This window comes from Pseudokineococcus basanitobsidens (assembly GCF_037482545.1).
Taxonomy (GTDB): domain Bacteria; phylum Actinomycetota; class Actinomycetes; order Actinomycetales; family Quadrisphaeraceae; genus Pseudokineococcus; species Pseudokineococcus basanitobsidens.
In genome coordinates, this window is the sequence record NZ_JBBIAA010000006.1 from 62650 (window position 1) to 78929 (window position 16280).

11 protein-coding genes are annotated in these 16280 nt (G+C 77.7%); 8 read left to right on the top strand and 3 right to left on the bottom strand.

Features of this window, described 5'->3' with window-relative positions:
* Positions 1-68: 68 nt before the first annotated feature.
* Positions 69-719 carry a mycothiol-dependent nitroreductase Rv2466c family protein gene (locus tag WDZ17_RS07855; RefSeq protein ID WP_339574590.1) on the bottom strand — a complete coding sequence of 217 codons (651 nt, stop codon included), beginning with the start codon at positions 717-719 and terminating at the stop codon, positions 69-71.
* Between the two features lie 140 nt (positions 720-859).
* On the opposite strand from WDZ17_RS07855, the gene pepN reads away from it, so the two are divergent.
* Positions 860-3415, top strand: a complete 2556-nt coding sequence (gene pepN, locus WDZ17_RS07860; RefSeq protein ID WP_339574591.1) for an aminopeptidase N — start codon at positions 860-862, stop codon at positions 3413-3415.
* A 106-nt stretch (positions 3416-3521) separates the two neighbouring features.
* Here the strand turns inward: pepN and WDZ17_RS07865 are convergent, their stop codons facing one another.
* Together WDZ17_RS07865 and malQ are read right to left on the bottom strand one after the other, a co-directional pair.
* Positions 3522-4034 (bottom strand): GNAT family N-acetyltransferase, encoded by a 513-nt coding sequence (locus WDZ17_RS07865; RefSeq protein ID WP_339574592.1) that lies wholly within the window; start codon positions 4032-4034, stop codon positions 3522-3524.
* A 79-nt stretch (positions 4035-4113) separates the two neighbouring features.
* The gene (gene malQ / locus WDZ17_RS07870) at positions 4114-6267 is read right to left on the bottom strand and encodes a 4-alpha-glucanotransferase (RefSeq protein WP_339574593.1); all 2154 of its coding nucleotides are present in this window, start codon (positions 6265-6267) and stop codon (positions 4114-4116) included.
* A gap of 248 nt (positions 6268-6515) precedes the next feature.
* Between malQ and WDZ17_RS07875 the strand changes: the two genes are divergently transcribed.
* From WDZ17_RS07875 to WDZ17_RS07905, 7 genes are all read left to right on the top strand, one after another.
* Complete coding sequence (locus WDZ17_RS07875; protein ID WP_339574594.1) at positions 6516-7925, top strand: sensor histidine kinase; 1410 nt, start codon at positions 6516-6518, stop codon at positions 7923-7925.
* Between the two features lie 77 nt (positions 7926-8002).
* On the top strand, positions 8003-8683 hold the full coding sequence (locus WDZ17_RS07880; RefSeq protein WP_422631894.1) for a response regulator: 681 nt from the start codon (positions 8003-8005) through the stop codon (positions 8681-8683).
* 227 nt (positions 8684-8910) lie between these two features.
* On the top strand, positions 8911-9759 hold the full coding sequence (locus WDZ17_RS07885; protein WP_339574596.1) for an ABC transporter ATP-binding protein: 849 nt from the start codon (positions 8911-8913) through the stop codon (positions 9757-9759).
* A gap of 3 nt (positions 9760-9762) precedes the next feature.
* Positions 9763-12318: an FtsX-like permease family protein gene (locus WDZ17_RS07890; protein ID WP_339574597.1), complete on the top strand. Its 2556-nt coding sequence runs from the start codon at positions 9763-9765 to the stop codon at positions 12316-12318.
* 88 nt (positions 12319-12406) lie between these two features.
* Positions 12407-13180: a GNAT family N-acetyltransferase gene (locus tag WDZ17_RS07895; protein WP_339574598.1), complete on the top strand. Its 774-nt coding sequence runs from the start codon at positions 12407-12409 to the stop codon at positions 13178-13180.
* A 56-nt stretch (positions 13181-13236) separates the two neighbouring features.
* Positions 13237-13890: a pyridoxamine 5'-phosphate oxidase family protein gene (locus WDZ17_RS07900; protein WP_422631886.1), complete on the top strand. Its 654-nt coding sequence runs from the start codon at positions 13237-13239 to the stop codon at positions 13888-13890.
* 148 nt (positions 13891-14038) lie between these two features.
* On the top strand, positions 14039-16267 hold the full coding sequence (locus WDZ17_RS07905; protein WP_339574600.1) for a prolyl oligopeptidase family serine peptidase: 2229 nt from the start codon (positions 14039-14041) through the stop codon (positions 16265-16267).
* The last annotated feature ends 13 nt before the right edge of the window (positions 16268-16280 follow it).

A 16280-nucleotide genomic window follows, 5' to 3' on the forward strand; every position in this document is an offset into this window, starting at 1 on the left:
CCCTGCACGGGGGGCCGGCGCGGCTGCCGCGGCGACCCCTCGCCCGCGCCGCCGAGGGGAGGGCGCCGTCAGTCGAAGACGGGCCCGGAGTCGCGCGTGCGCTTCAGCTCGTAGAAGCCGGGGGTGGAGGCGACGGCGACGACGCCGTCCCACAGCTGCCCGGCGGCCTCGCCCTTCGGGGCGGGGGTGACCACGGGCCCGAAGAAGGCGGTCCCCGCCACCGCCACGACCGGGGTGCCGACGTCCTGGCCGACCCGGTCGATGCCCTCGGCGTGGCTGGCCCGCAGCGCCTCGTCGTAGCGGTCCGTGTCCGCCGCCTCCAGCAGCGACGCCGGGAGCCCGACCTCGGCGAGGGCCTCGGCGACGACCTCGCGGTAGTCCGTGCGGCCACCGGGGTGCACGCGGGTGCCGATGGCGTCGTAGAGCGGCTTGACGTGCTCGCTGCCGTGCTCGACGGCGGCGGCGGTGACGACGCGGACGGGGGTCCACGCGCGGTCCATCATCGTCCGGTACTCCTCGGGCAGGTCGCTGCCCTCGTTGAGCACCGAGAGGCTCATCACCTTCCAGGTGACGTCGACGGGGCGCGCCCGCTCCACCTCCATCATCCAGCGGGACGTCATCCACGCCCACGGGCACACGGGGTCGAACCAGAACTCGGCCTGCTGCCGCCCTTCGTCGGACGACCGGCCGGGGGCCTGCTGCGGGGTCTGCTCGCTCATGCCGGGCTGAGCGCACGGCGGCGTGGCAGCATTCCGACGCGCTGCTGCACCGCGCGCGCACCGGGCCGGGGGCGCGCCGCCGCGGCAGCCGACCAGCCGTGGGCCTCGCGCCCGCACCGACGACCCGCAGGGAGCCCGCCGTGCCCGGCACCAACCTCACCCGGGACGAGGCGCGCGAGCGCGCCGCGCTCGTCGCCGTCGACACCTACGAGGTCGCGCTGGACCTCACCCGGGGCGCCGAGGTCTTCACGTCGACGACGACCGTGCGGTTCTCCGCCCGCGAGGGCGCCGCGACGTGGCTCGACCTGATCGCGCCGGCCGTCACCGAGGTCGAGGTCAACGGGGAGCGGCGCGAGCCCGCGGACGTCGTCGCCGACGGGCGCGTGCGGCTCGACGGCCTCGCCGAGCAGAACGTCGTCCGCGTCGTCGCGGACTGCGCGTACATGACGACGGGCGAGGGCCTGCACCGGTTCACCGACCCCGTCGACGACGAGGTGTACCTCTACAGCCAGTTCGAGGTGGCCGACTCCCGCCGCGTCTTCGCCGTCTTCGAGCAGCCCGACCTGAAGGCGTCCTTCACCTTCACGGTCACGGCGCCCGACCACTGGACGGTGGTGTCGGTCTCCCCGACGCCCGAGCCCTCGACGGCGGGCCCCGGTCGGGCGACGTGGTCCTTCGAGCCGACGCCCCGCCTCGCCTCCTACGTCACGGCCGTCGTCGCCGGCCCGTACCACCGGGTGGACGGCGAGCTCACCAGCCGCGACGGGCGGACCGTCCCCCTCGGCGTCCTGTGCCGGCGCTCGCTGGCGGAGCACCTCGACGCCGCGGAGCTCATGGACCTCACCCGCCGGGGCTTCGCCCACTACGAGGACCTCTTCGACCTCGCCTACCCCTTCGCGAAGTACGACCAGCTCTTCGTGCCCGAGTTCAACGCCGGGGCGATGGAGAACGCGGGCGCCGTCACCTTCCTCGAGGACTACGTCTTCCGCAGCCGGGTGACCGAGGCGATGGTCGAGCGCCGCGCCGTCACGGTCCTGCACGAGCTGGCGCACATGTGGTTCGGCGACCTCGTGACGATGCGATGGTGGGACGACCTGTGGCTCAACGAGTCCTTCGCCGAGTACGCCTCCACCCTCGCCACCGCGGAGGCCACCCGGTGGTCGTCGGCCTGGACCACGTTCTCGATGATGGAGAAGTCCTGGGCCTACCGGCAGGACCAGCTGCCCTCGACCCACCCCGTCGTCGCCGACATCCGCGACCTCGAGGACGTCGAGGTGAACTTCGACGGCATCACCTACGCCAAGGGCGCGAGCGTGCTCAAGCAGCTCGTCGCCTGGGTGGGTCGCGAGCACTTCGACGAGGGCGTGCGCCGCTACTTCCGCGCCCACGCCCACGGGAGCACGGAGCTCGGCGACCTCCTCGTCGAGCTCGAGGCGACCTCGGGCCGCGACCTGCGCTCGTGGTCCTCGCTGTGGCTGGAGCAGGCCGGCGTCACGACGCTGCGCCCCGAGCTCGAGGTCGACGACGACGGGGTCATGACGTCCGTCGCCGTGCTGCAGGAGGCCCCGGCGGAGCACCCCGTCCTGCGCCCGCACCGTCTCGCGGTCGGGTGCTACGAGCTGGAGGGCGGCCGGCTGCGCCGCACCCACCGGGTCGAGCTCGACGTCGACGGCGGGCGCACCGAGGTGCCCGACCTGGTCGGGCACCGACGGCCCGCGCTGCTCCTGCTCAACGACGACGACCTGGCCTACGCCAAGGTGCGCCTGGACCCGCAGTCCCTGCGCACCGCGGTGGAGCACCTGCCGCAGCTGGACGAGGGGCTGGCGCGGACGCTCGTCTGGTCCTCCGTGTGGGACATGGCGCGCGACGCCGAGACCCCCGTCGGCGACTTCGTGGCGCTGGCCCTGCGCGGCGTCGCGTCCGAGACGGACTCCTCGGTGGTGCTCGTGCTGCTGCGCCAGCTCGCGACCGCGCTGCGCCTCTACACGGCGCCGGAGCACCGCGCCGCGCTGCGGGCCGACGTCGCCGGGCGCCTGCTGGAGGCCACCCGGGGCGCGCAGCCGGGCAGCGACCTGCAGCTGCAGCTGCTGAAGGCCGCTGCGTCGCACGCCAGCACGCCCGACCAGCTGTCGGCGGTGCGCGGCGTCCTGGACGGGCGCGCGCCGCTGCCCGGCCTCGACGTCGACGTCGACCTGGCGTGGGAGCTGCTGACCGACCTCGTCGCCGCGGGCGACGCGGACCTCGCCGAGGTGGACGCCATGGCCGGGCGCGACCGGACCGCCCGGGGCGGGCGGCTCGCCGTCACCGCCCGCGCCGCCCGCCCCGACCCCGCGGTCAAGGAGGAGGTCTGGGCCTCCGTCGTGGACCGCGGGGAGGCGACCGTCGCGCTCCAGGCGGCGGCGATCGACGGCTTCTCGCGCGGGCACGACCCCGAGCTGCTCGCGCCCTTCGTCGACCGCTACTTCTCCTCCGTCGCCCGCGTGTGGGACGAGCGCACCAACGAGACCGCGCAGCAGGTCGTCCTGGGCCTGTTCCCCGACCAGGCCGACGGCGCGGACCTCGTGCGGCGCACGACGGCCTGGCTGGAGGCGAACCCGCAGGCGCCCTCGGGCCTGCGCCGGCTCACCGCCGAGAACCGGGACGGGGTCGAGCGCGCCCGCCGCGCGCAGGAGCTGGACCGCCGCTCCCGGGGCTGACACGTCGGCTCGTCCCCTACCTGCACCCCGGTCTGCGGCCACGTCGGGGCTGCGGGCGCACCCTGACCGGGGCGGACGTCGTCGCGGGAGGACGCAGCCCGGCGACCTACGCGCCGGAGGCGGACGACCCGGCGGGTGGGCGGTCGGTGCGCAGGACGGCGAGGAGCGCGACGTCGCGGTACTCACCCCGACGCCACCGGGCGCCGCGGACGACGCCTTCGGGTGCGAGGCCGGCCGTCTCGCAGGTCCTCCGTCCGGCCGCGTCGGCGGCGTCGACGTGCGCCTCCACGCGGTGGGCGGTGGTGTGCTGCCACAGGAGCTCCACGAGGGCCTCCAGGGCGACGGCCCCCGTCCCCCGGCCCCGCGCGTCCGGGCGCAGCCAGACGCCGACGACCGGGCAGCCCGAGGCGGTGCCCGGACCCCAGCGGCGGGTGTCCCAGCGCCAGGTCACCTCACCGGCCACGGCGCCGGCGTCGTCGAGGACGGTGAGCACGCCGGCGGTCCCCAGGTCGCAGGGGCCCGGCTCGACGCGCGGCGACGTCGGGCCGACGTCGTAGGGGCGGGACGAGCCGAGGAGCAGGGGGAGGTCGTCGGGGCGCTGGGGACGCAGCTGGACCATGGGCCGAGTGTGGCGGCGCGGTGGGGACGGGCGTGCCAGGTCAGCGCGTCGGGTCACCGCGTCGGGTCACCGCGTCGGGTCACTGCTCGGGGGCGTCGCCCAGCAGCGCCTCCAGCACCGAGCGCACGCGGGGGTTGCGTGGCAGGTCCTCGAGCAGGACCGGGTCGCCGGCGCCGTCCCCGAGGGGCACGCGCCAGTTGGGGTACTGGTCGTAGGTGCCGGGCTGGTTCTGGGTCCGCCTCTCCCCCACCATGTCCGGCAGCGAGACGCCGAGCAGACGGCTCGGCGAGGCGCGCAGCAGCCGGTGCAGGCCGTCGACGAGCTGCCGCTCGGTCGGGTCCTCCGGCACGAGCCCGCGCTCGGCCAGCTGGGCCAGGACGGAGGCGCGGTCGGCCTCGTCGACACGACGCTCCTCCTCCACCGGACGGGTGAGCAGACCCAGCCGGTCGCGCAGGTCGACGTGCTCGCCGGCGAGGTAGCCGGCCGTCGGCGGCAGGTCGTGCGTCGTCACGGTCGCCATGCACAGCTCGCGCCAGCGCTCCGGCGGCAGCGGCGAGCCGTCGTCCGTGCGTTCGAACCACAGCACCGACGTCCCGAGCACCCCGCGCTCGCGCAGGTGGTCGCGCACCCACGGCTCCACGACGCCGAGGTCCTCGCCCACGACGACGGCACCGGCGCGCTGCGCCTCCAGGGCGAGGATCCCGACCATCGCCTCGTGGTCGTAGCGGACGTACGTCCCGGCCTCGGGGCCGAGCCCCGCGGGGACCCACCACAGCCGGAAGAGCCCCATCACGTGGTCGACGCGGACGCCGCCCGCGTGCCGCATGACGGTGCGCACCATGTCGCGGTACGGCGCGTAGCCCAGCCGGGCCAGCCCGTCGGGCCGCCACGGCGGCTGGCTCCAGTCCTGGCCCTGCTGGTTGAAGGCGTCCGGCGGCGCGCCCACGGTGATCCCCCGCGCCAGGGCCGGTCCGAGCGTCCACGTGTCCGCGCCGAGCGGGTGCACCCCCACGGCGAGGTCGTGGACGACGCCGAGCGCCATGCCGGCCCGGGATGCCGTCCGCTGGGCGGCCTCGAGCTGCTCGTCGACGACCCACTGCAGCCACTCGTGGAAGCGGGCGTCGTCGGCCACGTCCGCGCGCAGCCGGGCGTGCGCGGGCGTGCCGTGCTCGTGCGCCTCCGCCGGCCACCGCGAGGACGGCAGGCCGAAGCGGTCGGCGAGCGCGCACCACGTCGCGTAGTCGCCGAGCCCCTGGCCCTCGCGCGCGCGGAACGCGGCGAAGGCGGCCTCGCGCGCGGCGGTGCGCCCGGCGTCGAAGACGGTCCGCAGCGCCGAGCGCTTCGCGGCCCAGACGGCGTCCCGGTCGACGAGCGCGCCGGCGGCCGACGCCGACCTCTGCTCCTCGGCCGCCCACTCCAGCAGCGCGCGGTCGGTGGACGGCAGGTAGGCCGTCTCGCGGACGTCCTCGACCCGGACGTACATCGGGTTGACGAAGCGGCGCGTCGTCGGCAGGTACGGCGAGGGCTCCATCGGCGCCACCGGCTCGGCGGCGTGCAACGGGTTGACGAGCACGAAGTCGGCGCCGTGCTCGCCGCCGCTCCAGCTCGCCAGCTCGGCGAGGTCGGCGAGGTCGCCGAGCCCCCACGACAGGCGCGAGCGCACCGAGTACAGCTGCACCATGAGGCCCCAGTGCTGCCCGTCGCGCACGCCCTCCGGCAGCTCCAGGCGGGACGGCGTGATGACGAGCGGGGCCGTGGCCGTGGGCTCGCCGCCGCGGTCGGCGCCGACGCGCACGCGCACCTCGTGCCAGCCCAGCGGCGTGTCGGCCGGCACGGCGAACGTCGCCCGCCCGACGGGCGCGCCGTCGACCTCGCGCGGTCCGCCCCAGCGGTCGAGCTGGGACAGCGGGACGGTGCGGCCCTCCTCGAGGACGAGCTCGCAGTCGACCGGCTCCCCGTGCGGCACGTGGACGCGCACCTCGCCGACGCGCCCGTCGCGCAGGACGACGACGGGCGGCAGGGTGGCCCGCCACGGCGCCTCGTCGTGCGCCACGAGCGCTGCCTCGACGGCGTCGTCCCCGTCCGCGTCGACGTCGAGCGCGGCGAGGACGGCGACGACCGTGCTGGCGGGGACGTCGACGTGACGGCCCTGCCAGTCGTCGTACTCGACGGCGACCCCGTACCGCTCTGCGAGCTCGACGAGCCGGGTCGAGGGGGTGGCGTCGTCGGGCACGGTGCTCCATCCGTCGGGGTGCTCAGGTCGTCGGGGTGCTCAGGTCGTCGGCTGCCCGCGCCGCAGGGCGACCGCCGAGGGCGGTGAGGCGCGTCGATCGTGCCAGAGGCGGGCGGGGTGGACCCTGCGCGGGCTCTTCGTACCTGCGGTGGGGGCGCCCGCGACGACGGCCCGGCGCACCGGCGCCCCGTCGCACCTCCGACCGCGGTCTGACGCCGGGGCCGGGTGCCCGCTCCTACAGTCGCGGCGTGGACGGCGTCGACGGTCGTGGGGGCCGGTACGAGGGCCTGGCACCCGCGCGCCGGGAGCGGGCCCGCCCCGGCCCCCGGAGCTCGCAGCGGGTCGACCCGCAGCCGGTCGGCCCGCGGCGGGTCCGTCCGCGGCGGGTCGACCGGGACGGCCGTCGCCGCCCCCCGGAGCCGGAGGCGGCCTTCGACCGCACCGCCGCGTGGCTGCGGGCCCACCCGTTCGCGGTGGACGCGACGGCGGCCGGGGCGCTGCTGCTGCTGCTCGTGCTCCTGGTCGCCGGGCAGGTCTCGGCCGGCCCCGTCCCGCTCGTCGTCCAGCAGGTGCTGCTCGTGGTGCCGCTGGCCTGGCGACGGGTGGCGCCCCGCCTCACGTTCGTCCTGGTCGTCGCCGCCGGCCTCGTCGTGCTCGTCGGCGGGGACCTGTTCAACCCCGGTCTCGTCGCCGTGCTCGTGACCGTGCACGCCGTCACCGCCCGCGGCACCCGCCGGGACGGCCGTCTCGTCCTCGCCGTCGGCCTCGCGGCGGCGGTCGCCGCGGGGATGCGCTTCCTCGGCGGCCTGCCGGTGGGCGGCTCGTCGGCAGGCAGCCAACCGGCCGGGCTGTTCGCCGCCGCGGCGATGGCGCTCCTGGTCCTCGCCGCGTGGTCCGTCGGCCAGCTGAGCCGCACGCGCGTCAGCCACGAGGCCGCCCTGGCCGAGCGGGCGCGGCTGCTCGAGGCCGAGCGTGACCAGCAGGCCGTCATCGCGGCGTCCGCCGAGCGGGCGCGCATCGCCCGCGAGATGCACGACGTCGTCGCGCACTCCCTCTCCGTGGTCGTCGCCCAGGCGGACGGGGGTCGCTACGCGGCCCGGGTGGACCCGGCGGCGGCCGTCACCGCGCTCGAGACGATCGCCGGGACAGGCCGGCAGGCGCTCGCCGACATGCGGGGCCTCCTCGGCGTCCTGCGGCACGACGAGGGCGCGCGACGGACGCCGCAGCCCGGCTCCGGCGACCTCGGCGACCTCGTCGAGGCGGTGCGCGACGGCGGGCTCGACGTCGTCCTGGACGAGCAGGGCGAGCGACGGCCGCTGCCGCCCAGCCCCGGGCTGGCCGTCTACCGGATCACGCAGGAGGCCCTGACCAACGTCCTCAAGCACGCGGGGCCGCGCGCCCGGGCGCAGGTCCGGTTGCGGTGGCTCGACGGCGTCGTCGAGGTCGAGGTCCTCGACGACGGTCGTGGGGCCGGGGCCCCGCCGGGACCCCCCGGCGGGCAGGGGCTCGTCGGCATGCGCGAGCGAGCCGCTCTCGTGGGCGGCCGCGTCGACGCCGGCCCGGCGCGGGGCGGCGGCTGGCGCGTCCGCGCGCTGCTGCCCGACGACGCCCCGCCGGTGGCGCCGCCCGCCACCACCGCCCCCGAGGTGGCCCGGTGACGGGCGGGGACGAGCCCGGTGAGGCGGTCCGCGTCGTCCTCGTCGACGACCAGCCCCTCGTCCGCACCGGCTTCGCCATGGTCATCGACAGCCAGCCGGACCTCGTCGTCGTCGGGGCGGCCGGGGACGGCGCCGCCGCGCTGGAGCTCCTCGCCGACGTCGACGCCGACGTGGTGCTCATGGACGTCCGCATGCCCCGGATGGACGGCCTCGAGGCCACCCGGCGGCTCACGGCGCGGCCGGATGCGCCGAAGGTCGTCGTCCTGACGACCTTCGACCTCGACGAGTACGTCGTCGCGGCCATCGGGGCGGGGGCCAGCGGCTTCCTGCTCAAGGACGCCGAGCCGGAGGAGCTGCTGCGCGCCGTCCGGACCGTCCACGCCGGCGACGCCGTCATCGCCGCCCGGGCGACCCGGGCCCTCCTGCAGCACGTCGGCCCGCTGCTGGCGGGAGGTCGCACCGGCGCCGAGGACGCCGGCGGGACGGCCGCGACCGCGGCGTCCTCCCCCCTGGCGGCGGACGCCGCCGCGCTCGCGGCGCTCACGCCCCGCGAGCGGGAGGTGCTGGAGCTCATGGCGCGGGGCGCCAGCAACGCCGACCTCATGGCCCGGCTCTTCGTCTCCGAGGCCACCGTCAAGACGCACGTCGGCCGGGTCCTGGCCAAGACGGGCTCGCGCGACCGGGTCCAGGCCGTCGTCCTCGCCTACCGCTGCGGCCTGGTCCGCCCCGAGGACCTCCTGCGCGACGCCGCCGACTGACCCGCCCGTCCGGCGTCCGTGCCGGCTCGGGGCTCCGACCGGGGTCCTACCAGGGTCTGACCCCCGGGGCGTCCCGCGGAGCCGGCCGTGCGACCTCAGGAGCACGAGAGCTGCTGCCGGGGAGCAGACCTGAGGGCGACGCGGTGGGACGGCGGCGTCCCTAGCGTCGGAGGCGTCCGCTGCGGCTCCCGGCGAGGGGGTCGCCCGCACCGACCCGGAGGTCTCCCGTGCCACCCGCCCCGCCCCTCCCGACCGACGCCGGCACGGCGCCGGACGGGCGCCCCCGGACGACCACCACGTCGACGACCACGTCGGCCACCGGGAGGACGACCGAGACGACCCCCGAGACGACCACGGCCGCGGTCCGCGCCGAGGACCTCCGGAAGGTGCACGGGCGCGGGGACGCCGCCGTCACCGCGCTCGACGGGGTGGACGTCTGCGTGGCCCGGGGGTCGTTCACCGCCGTCATGGGGCCCTCGGGCTCCGGCAAGTCCACGCTGCTGCACTGCCTCGCCGGCCTCGACACGGTGACGTCCGGCCGGGTCTGGGTGGGCCCGACCGACATCACGCGCCTGCGCGAGAAGCAGCTCACCCGTCTGCGACGGGACCGCGTCGGCTTCGTCTTCCAGGCGTTCAACCTCCTGCCCGTGCTCAGCGCCGGCGAGAACGTCCTCCTGCCGCTGGCGCTCGCCGGGCGCTCCCCCGACCCGGCGTGGCACGACGAGGTCGTCGGGCGCCTGGGGCTGCGCGACCGGCTGGGCCACCGCCCCGCCGAGCTCTCCGGCGGCCAGCAGCAGCGCGTCGCCGTCGCGCGGGCGCTGCTGCCGCGCCCGGACGTCGTCTTCGCCGACGAGCCGACCGGCAACCTCGACTCCCGCGCGGGGGCGGAGGTCCTGTCGCTGCTGCGCAGCGCGGCGCGCGAGACCGGCCAGACCGTCGTCATGGTCACCCACGACCCGGTCGCCGCGTCGTACGCCGACCGCGTGGTCCTGCTCGCCGACGGCCGCCTCGCCGGCGAGGTCCGGGACCCGACCACCGAGTCCGTGCTCGCCGCGCTCGCGGCGCTGGGGGGCTGAGCCGTGCTGCGCGTCAGCCTGGCCCAGCTGCACCACCACGCCGGTCGGCTCCTGGCCGGCGCCACGGCGGTCGTCATCGCCGTGGCCTTCGTCGTCGTGACGCTCGTGGGCGGCGCGACGGCGAGCGCGAGCGTCCGCGCCGCCCTGGCCGCGCCGTACACGGCCGCCGCCGTCGTCGTGAGCGCCCCGACGCAGGTGCGGCCCGAGGACTCGGACGACGAGCTCGCGCAGCCGCCGTCGCTGGCCGGCGCGGTGGACGCGGTACGCGCCGTCGACGGCGTCGCCGCCGTCGCGCCGGACCCCGACGTGTCCGCCGAGCTCGCCGCCGGGGACGGGGGTGGGGCCACGTACGTCGACGTCCGGGCCGTGGAGCCGCCGGGCTCGCCGCTGCGCTGGCAGCGGGTCCTCGCCGGCCGCCTGCCCGAGCGCCCCGGCGAGGTCGCCGTGTCCGAACGCGTGGACGCCGCGCCGGGCGACGTCGTGACCCTCACCCCTCCCGCCCCGTCGACCACCGACGGCGCGGCGCCTGCGGAGGCCCCCGCGGAGGAGCTCGACGTCGTCGGCGTGCTCGACCCGGCGGGGGACCCGCAGGCGGGCGTCACCCCGCTCGTCGCCGTCACCGCGGAGCAGGCGGCGACGTGGGCGGTGTGGCCGCCGTCGGAGCTGCGCGTCGCCGCCACGCCGGGGACGGACCCGGCGGCGCTGGCGGAGGCGGTCGGACGCGCCGCGGGTGACGCCCTCGACGTCCCGGTGACCGCGGAGACGGGGGCCGCCTTCACCGACCGCCTCGTCGACGACCAGACCGGCGGTGCCCTGCAGCTGGTGACGGTGCTGCTCGCCTTCGCCGTCGTGTCGGTGCTCGTGGCGGGGCTCGTCATCGCCAACACCTTCGCGGTGCTGCTGGCGCAGCGGACGCGCGAGCTCGCGCTGCTGCGGTGCGTGGGCGCGCTGACGGGCCAGGTCCGCCGCGGCGTCCTCCTCGAGGCGCTCGTGACGGGGGTGGCCGCGTCCGCGCTCGGCACCGCCCTCGGGGTGGGCCTCGCCGCGGCGGGCTCGGCCGTCGCCGGACGCCTCGGCAGCCCGATCCCCCTCCAGGGCCTCGCCGTGCCGTGGTGGTCGGTCGCGGCCGGCCTCGCCGTGGGCACGCTCGTGACGGTCGTGGCGGCGACCAGCCCGGCGCGCGCGGCGACGCGGGTCGCCCCCCTCGCCGCGCTGCGGCCCCTCGACCCGGCCCCGCTGCGCTCCCGCGGCGGTGTCCTGCGGCTCGTGGTCGGCCTCGCCCTCCTCCTGCCGGGCGCCGCGGTGCTCGTCCTGGCCTCGGTGCACGGCGAGCTGCTCCTGGGCCTGGCCGGCGGGGTCCCGACCTTCCTCGGCGTCGTCCTGCTGTGCCAGCGCGCCGTGCCCGCGGCCGTCGGCCTGGCGGGCCGGCTCCTCGCCCGTGCCGGCGGCGTCCCGGGCCGCCTCGCGGCGCGGAACGCGGTGCGCGTGCCCCGCCGGACCGCGGCGACCGCGACGGCGCTGCTCGTCGGCGTCACGCTCGTCAGCACCTTCCTCGTCGGCGCGGCGTCCACCCGGGCGACGACGACGGCCGAGCTGGAGGCCCAGTACCCGGCCGACGTGCAGGTCGTGGACGACGAGGCCCTCTTCGGCGGGGGCGGCGGGCTGCCCGGCGGCCTGGCGCGGGAGGTCGCCGCGGCCCCGGGCGTCAGCGGCGCGGTCGCCGTGACCGGCGGGCAGGTGGACCTCGGCGGGACCGGCGGCCAGGCCGTGCTCGGCCTGGGCGGCGACGCGGACGACGTCGTGCGGTCGGCGACCGCGCGGGCGCCCGCCGACGGGGAGGTCCGGGTCGGCCCCGGCTACGCCGAGGTGAACGGGCTCGCGGACGGCGACGTGGTGATCGCCGGTGGTGCGGACGGCTCGGCCGACCTCGTCGTCCGGGTCGGGGGGCGCAGCGACCTGCCCGTGGTGAGCGCCGCGCAGCTGTCCGCGCTGGTGGGCGCGCCGCCGGTGGTGCAGGTCTGGGCGTCGGTGGCGCAGCCGGACGGGTCCGCCGCCGGCGACGCGGTCGACGCCGTCACCGACGTCGCGGCGGAGGCCGCGCCCGGCGCCTACGTCGCGGGCGCGGTGCTGGCCCGGCAGGGGCTGGACCAGGTCCTCGACGTCCTGCTGCTCGTCGTCACCGCCCTGCTCGGCGTGGCCGTCGTCATCGCCCTCGTGGGCGTCGGCAACACCCTCGCGCTGTCGGTCGTGGAGCGCCGCCAGGAGCTCGGGCTGCTGCGGGCGCTCGGCCAGCCGGCGAGCGGCGTCCGCCGGACGCTGCTGTGGGAGGCCGGCCTGGTCGCCGGCGTCGCCTCGGTCCTCGGGGTCGCGCTCGGGGTCGTCTTCGGGGTCGCGGGCACGGCCTCCGCCCTGGCGGCGCAGGCGCCGGTCGTCGTCGACGTCCCGTGGCTGCGGGTGCTCGCGGTGGTGGCGCTCGCCACGCTCGCCGGCATGGCGGCCTCGGTGCTCCCGGCCCGCCGGGCCGCGCGGGTCCCGCCGGTCGCGGCGATGGCCGCCTGAGGCAGGGGCGCCCGCCGCCCGGGCGGCAGGCGGCGGGCGGTGCGGCGCAGGGGGCCGCACCGCCGCCGTCCGCCCTACGGTCGGGCCCGTGGCCCCCGACGACCTGCCCGCCGGCCTGCGCACGACGACCCTGGCGGAGCGTCCCGACCTGCTCGCCGCGCAGTGGGCGCTGCCGACGCCGTGGCCGACGTTCATGGAGCGTGATCCCGTCGGGGAGAGGCTCTTCGGGCGCGCGCTGGAGCGCTCGCCCGAGCTGCAGGTCCTCCTGCTCGACGCCGACGGCGCGGTCCTGGGCCGGCTCGTCGCGACGCCGTTCGCCTGGTCCGGCGCGGACGAGGACCTGCCGGCCCGCGGCTGGGACGCCGTGCAGGAGAGGTCCGAGGACGACGCCCGGGCCGGGACGGCCCTGACGGCCGTCTCGCTGCTGGAGGCCCGGCTGCACCCGGACCACCGCGGGCGCGGGCTGTCCGCGCACCTGCTGCGCGCCGGGCGGGACGTGGTGCGCCGGTGCGGCTTCCGTGACCTCGTCGCGCCGGTCCGCCCCACCGGCACGGCCGACCCCCTCCTGCCGCTGGCCGATCACGTCGCCCGCCGCCGCCCCGACGGGCTGCCCGAGGACCCGTGGCTGCGCGTCCACGTCCGCGCCGGCGCCCGCGTCGTCGGGGTCTGCCCGGCGTCGATGACCGTGCCGGGCACGCTGGCGCAGTGGCGTTCCTGGACGGGCCTGCCCCTCGACGCCTCGGGCGACGTCGCCGTCCCCGGTGCGCTCGCCCCGCTGCACGTCAGCGTGGAGCACGACCACGCCGTCTACGTCGAGCCGAACGTCTGGGTGCACCATCGGCTGGCGGCCGAGGAGCCCTGAGCGGCTCTCGCGCGCGCCGTCGAGGAGCGACCGCCGCGCACGCCGTCCGGAGGAGGATGACCGCCGTGGACGAGCGGGAGCACGGGCGGGACGTCGTCGAGGTCGCCGACGAGGCCGAGCTGCGGACGCTGGTGGGCGAGCCGTCGGCGGGCGCCGTCCGCAAGGAGCGGGACCGCCTGCACGACCTCGACCGGCGGTGGCTGGCGGCCTCGCCGTTCTGGCTGCTCTCCACCGCCGGCGCCGACGGGACGTGCGACGTCTCGCCGAAGGGCGACCCGGCGGGCTCGGTGCTCGTCCTGGACGACCGCACCCTCGCCCTGGCCGAGCGGCCGGGCAACCGCCGCGTCGACGGCTTCCGCAACGTGCTGGCCAACCCGCACGTCGGCCTGCTCTTCCTCGTGCCGGGCCGCGGGGACACGCTGCGCGTCAACGGTCGCGCGCGGCTCGTCCGCGAGGCGCCGTGGTTCGGCGAGCTCGTGGTGCGCGGCCACCGGCCCTCGCTGGCGCTGCTCGTCGAGGTCGAGCAGGTCTTCCACCACTGCGCCAAGGCGTTCCTGCGCTCGAGGCTGTGGGAGCCGGAGAGCTGGGAGCCCGACGCCGTCCCGGCGAGGCCGCAGATCGCGCGCGAGCTCGAGCGCCCCGAGGCCACGCCGGACGAGCTGGAGCGCTACTACGGCCCGTCGTACGCCGAGGGCCTCTACCGCGCGTGACCCGGCGCCCTCGGGTCGGGCTCCGCCCGGCGGCGAGGCGACCTGCAGAAGGTCCTCCCGCGGCGCACCAGAGGGCTCTGACCTGCGGGGACGTGGAGCGACCGGTACTTCTGCAGGTCGCCTCGCGGCGCTCGCCTACCGTGCGGCCGTGACCACCCCCGGCGACCTCCCCCGGCACGGCGCCCAGGCGTCCACGACCCCGCAGCCGTACCCGACGGCCCGGCGCGACGACCTCGTCGAGGCGCTGCCGACGGCCGACCCCGTGGCACGGGTCACCGACCCCTACCGCTGGCTGGAGGACGCCGGCACGGACGAGACCCGCGCGTGGTCGGCGGCGCAGGACGCGCTGCTCGCCGAGCACCGGACGGGGTGGACGGGCCGGGACAAGGTGCAGCAGCGGCTCCATGAACTGCTCGGCGCCGGCGCGGTCGGCGTCCCGGTCTGGCGCGGCGCGCGTCGCTTCTCCACCCGGCGCGAGCCCGGCGCCGAGCACGGCGTCCTGCTCGTCCGCGAGCCCGTCGACGCGCACGACCCGGACGGCGAGCAGGTCGAGCGGGTCCTCGTCGACCCCGTGGCGCTCGACGCGAGCGGGTTGACGACGCTCGACGCCTGGCAGCCGAGCGTCGAGGGGGACCTGCTCGCCTACCAGCTCTCCGAGGGCGGCTCGGAGGAGAGCGTGCTGCGCGTGCTCGACGTCGCGAGCGGCGAGGTCGTCGACGGGCCGCTCGACCGCGCCCGCTACTCCCCCGTCGCGTGGCTGCCGGGCGGGGGTGCCTTCTACTGCGTGCGCCGCCTCGCGCCCGACCTCGTCCCCGACGGCGAGGAGCAGTTCCACCGCCGCGTCGTGCTGCACACGGTCGGCGCGCCGGAGTCCGAGGAGGTCGAGGTCTTCGGCGCCGGCCAGGACCTGCGGACGTACTTCGGCGTCTCGGTCTCCCGCGACGGCCGCTGGCTCTCCGTGACGGCGTCCGTCGGCACCGACCCGCGCAGCGACGTCTGGCTCGCCGACCTCGGCGAGGGCTCCGCCGCGGCCACCGCTCCCCCGCTGCACGAGGTCGTCATCGGGGCGGACGCGAGCACGTCGGCACGGGTGAGCCGTGACGGCCGGCTCTACGTGAGCACCGACCTCGGGGCACCGCGGGGCCGCCTCGCCGTCGCCGACCCGCACGCTCCGACGCCCGAGCACTGGCGGGACCTCCTGCCCGAGCGCGACGACGCCGTCCTCGAGGGCTGGACCGTCCTCGACGGCCCCGAGCTCGGGGAGGCCCCCGTCCTGCTCGCGGCGTGGACGACGCACGCCGTCAGCCGCGTCACGGTGCACGACCTGGCCGACGGCACCCAGCGCGCCGAGGTCGCGCTGCCCGGGACCGGCAGCGTCGGGGGCCTGGTGTCACGGCCCGAGGGCGGGCACGAGGCGTGGCTGACGTTCACCGACCCGACGACCCTGCCGCACGTCCACCGCTACGACGCGCGCACCGGGTCCCTCGAGCTCGTCGAGGGCCCGCCCGGGGCAGCCGACGGAGGCGCCGACGACCCCGACGTGCCGACGACCACGCAGCAGCTCGAGGTGACGAGCACCGACGGCACGACGGTGCGCGTGCTCGTCACCGCGCGCACCGACGCGCTCGACGCCGAGGGGGACCCGCGCGCGAGCGCCCCGCTCGTGCTCTACGGGTACGGCGGCTTCGGCATCTCGCTGCGCCCGTCCTGGTCGGCGACGACCCTCGCCTGGGTGCGCTCCGGCGGGGTGTGGGCCGAGGCCGGGCTGCGTGGCGGCGGCGAGGAGGGCGAGGACTGGCACCGCGCCGGCATGGGCCCGCACAAGCCGCGCGTCTACGAGGACCTCGAGGCCGCCGCCGACGCGCTCGTCGACCGCGGCTGGACGACGACGGAGAGCCTCGGGATCTACGGCGGCTCCAACGGCGGCCTGCTCGTCGGCGCCGCGCTGACCCGCCGGCCGGCGGCGTACGCCGCGGTGGTGTGCTCGGCGCCGCTGCTGGACATGGTCCGCTACCAGCTCCACGGGCTCGGGCGGACGTGGGCCGGCGAGTACGGCGACGCCGAGGACCCGGAGCAGCTCCGCTGGCTGCTCGCCCACTCGCCGTACCACCACGTCCGCGCCGACGAGCCGTACCCGGCGGTGCTCTTCACCGTCTTCGACGGCGACAGCCGGGTCGACCCGCTGCACGCCCGCAAGACGTGCGCGGCGCTGCAGGCGGCGACGGCCCGGCCCGTCGAGGAGGCCCCGGTCCTCCTGCGCCGCGAGGCGGACGTCGGCCACGGCGCCCGGTCGATCAGCCGGTCGACGGGCCTGACCGCGGACGTCCTCGCCTTCCTCGGCGACCGCCTGGGGCTGAACGTCGCGCGGGTGCCCTGAGGCGCCGGAGAGC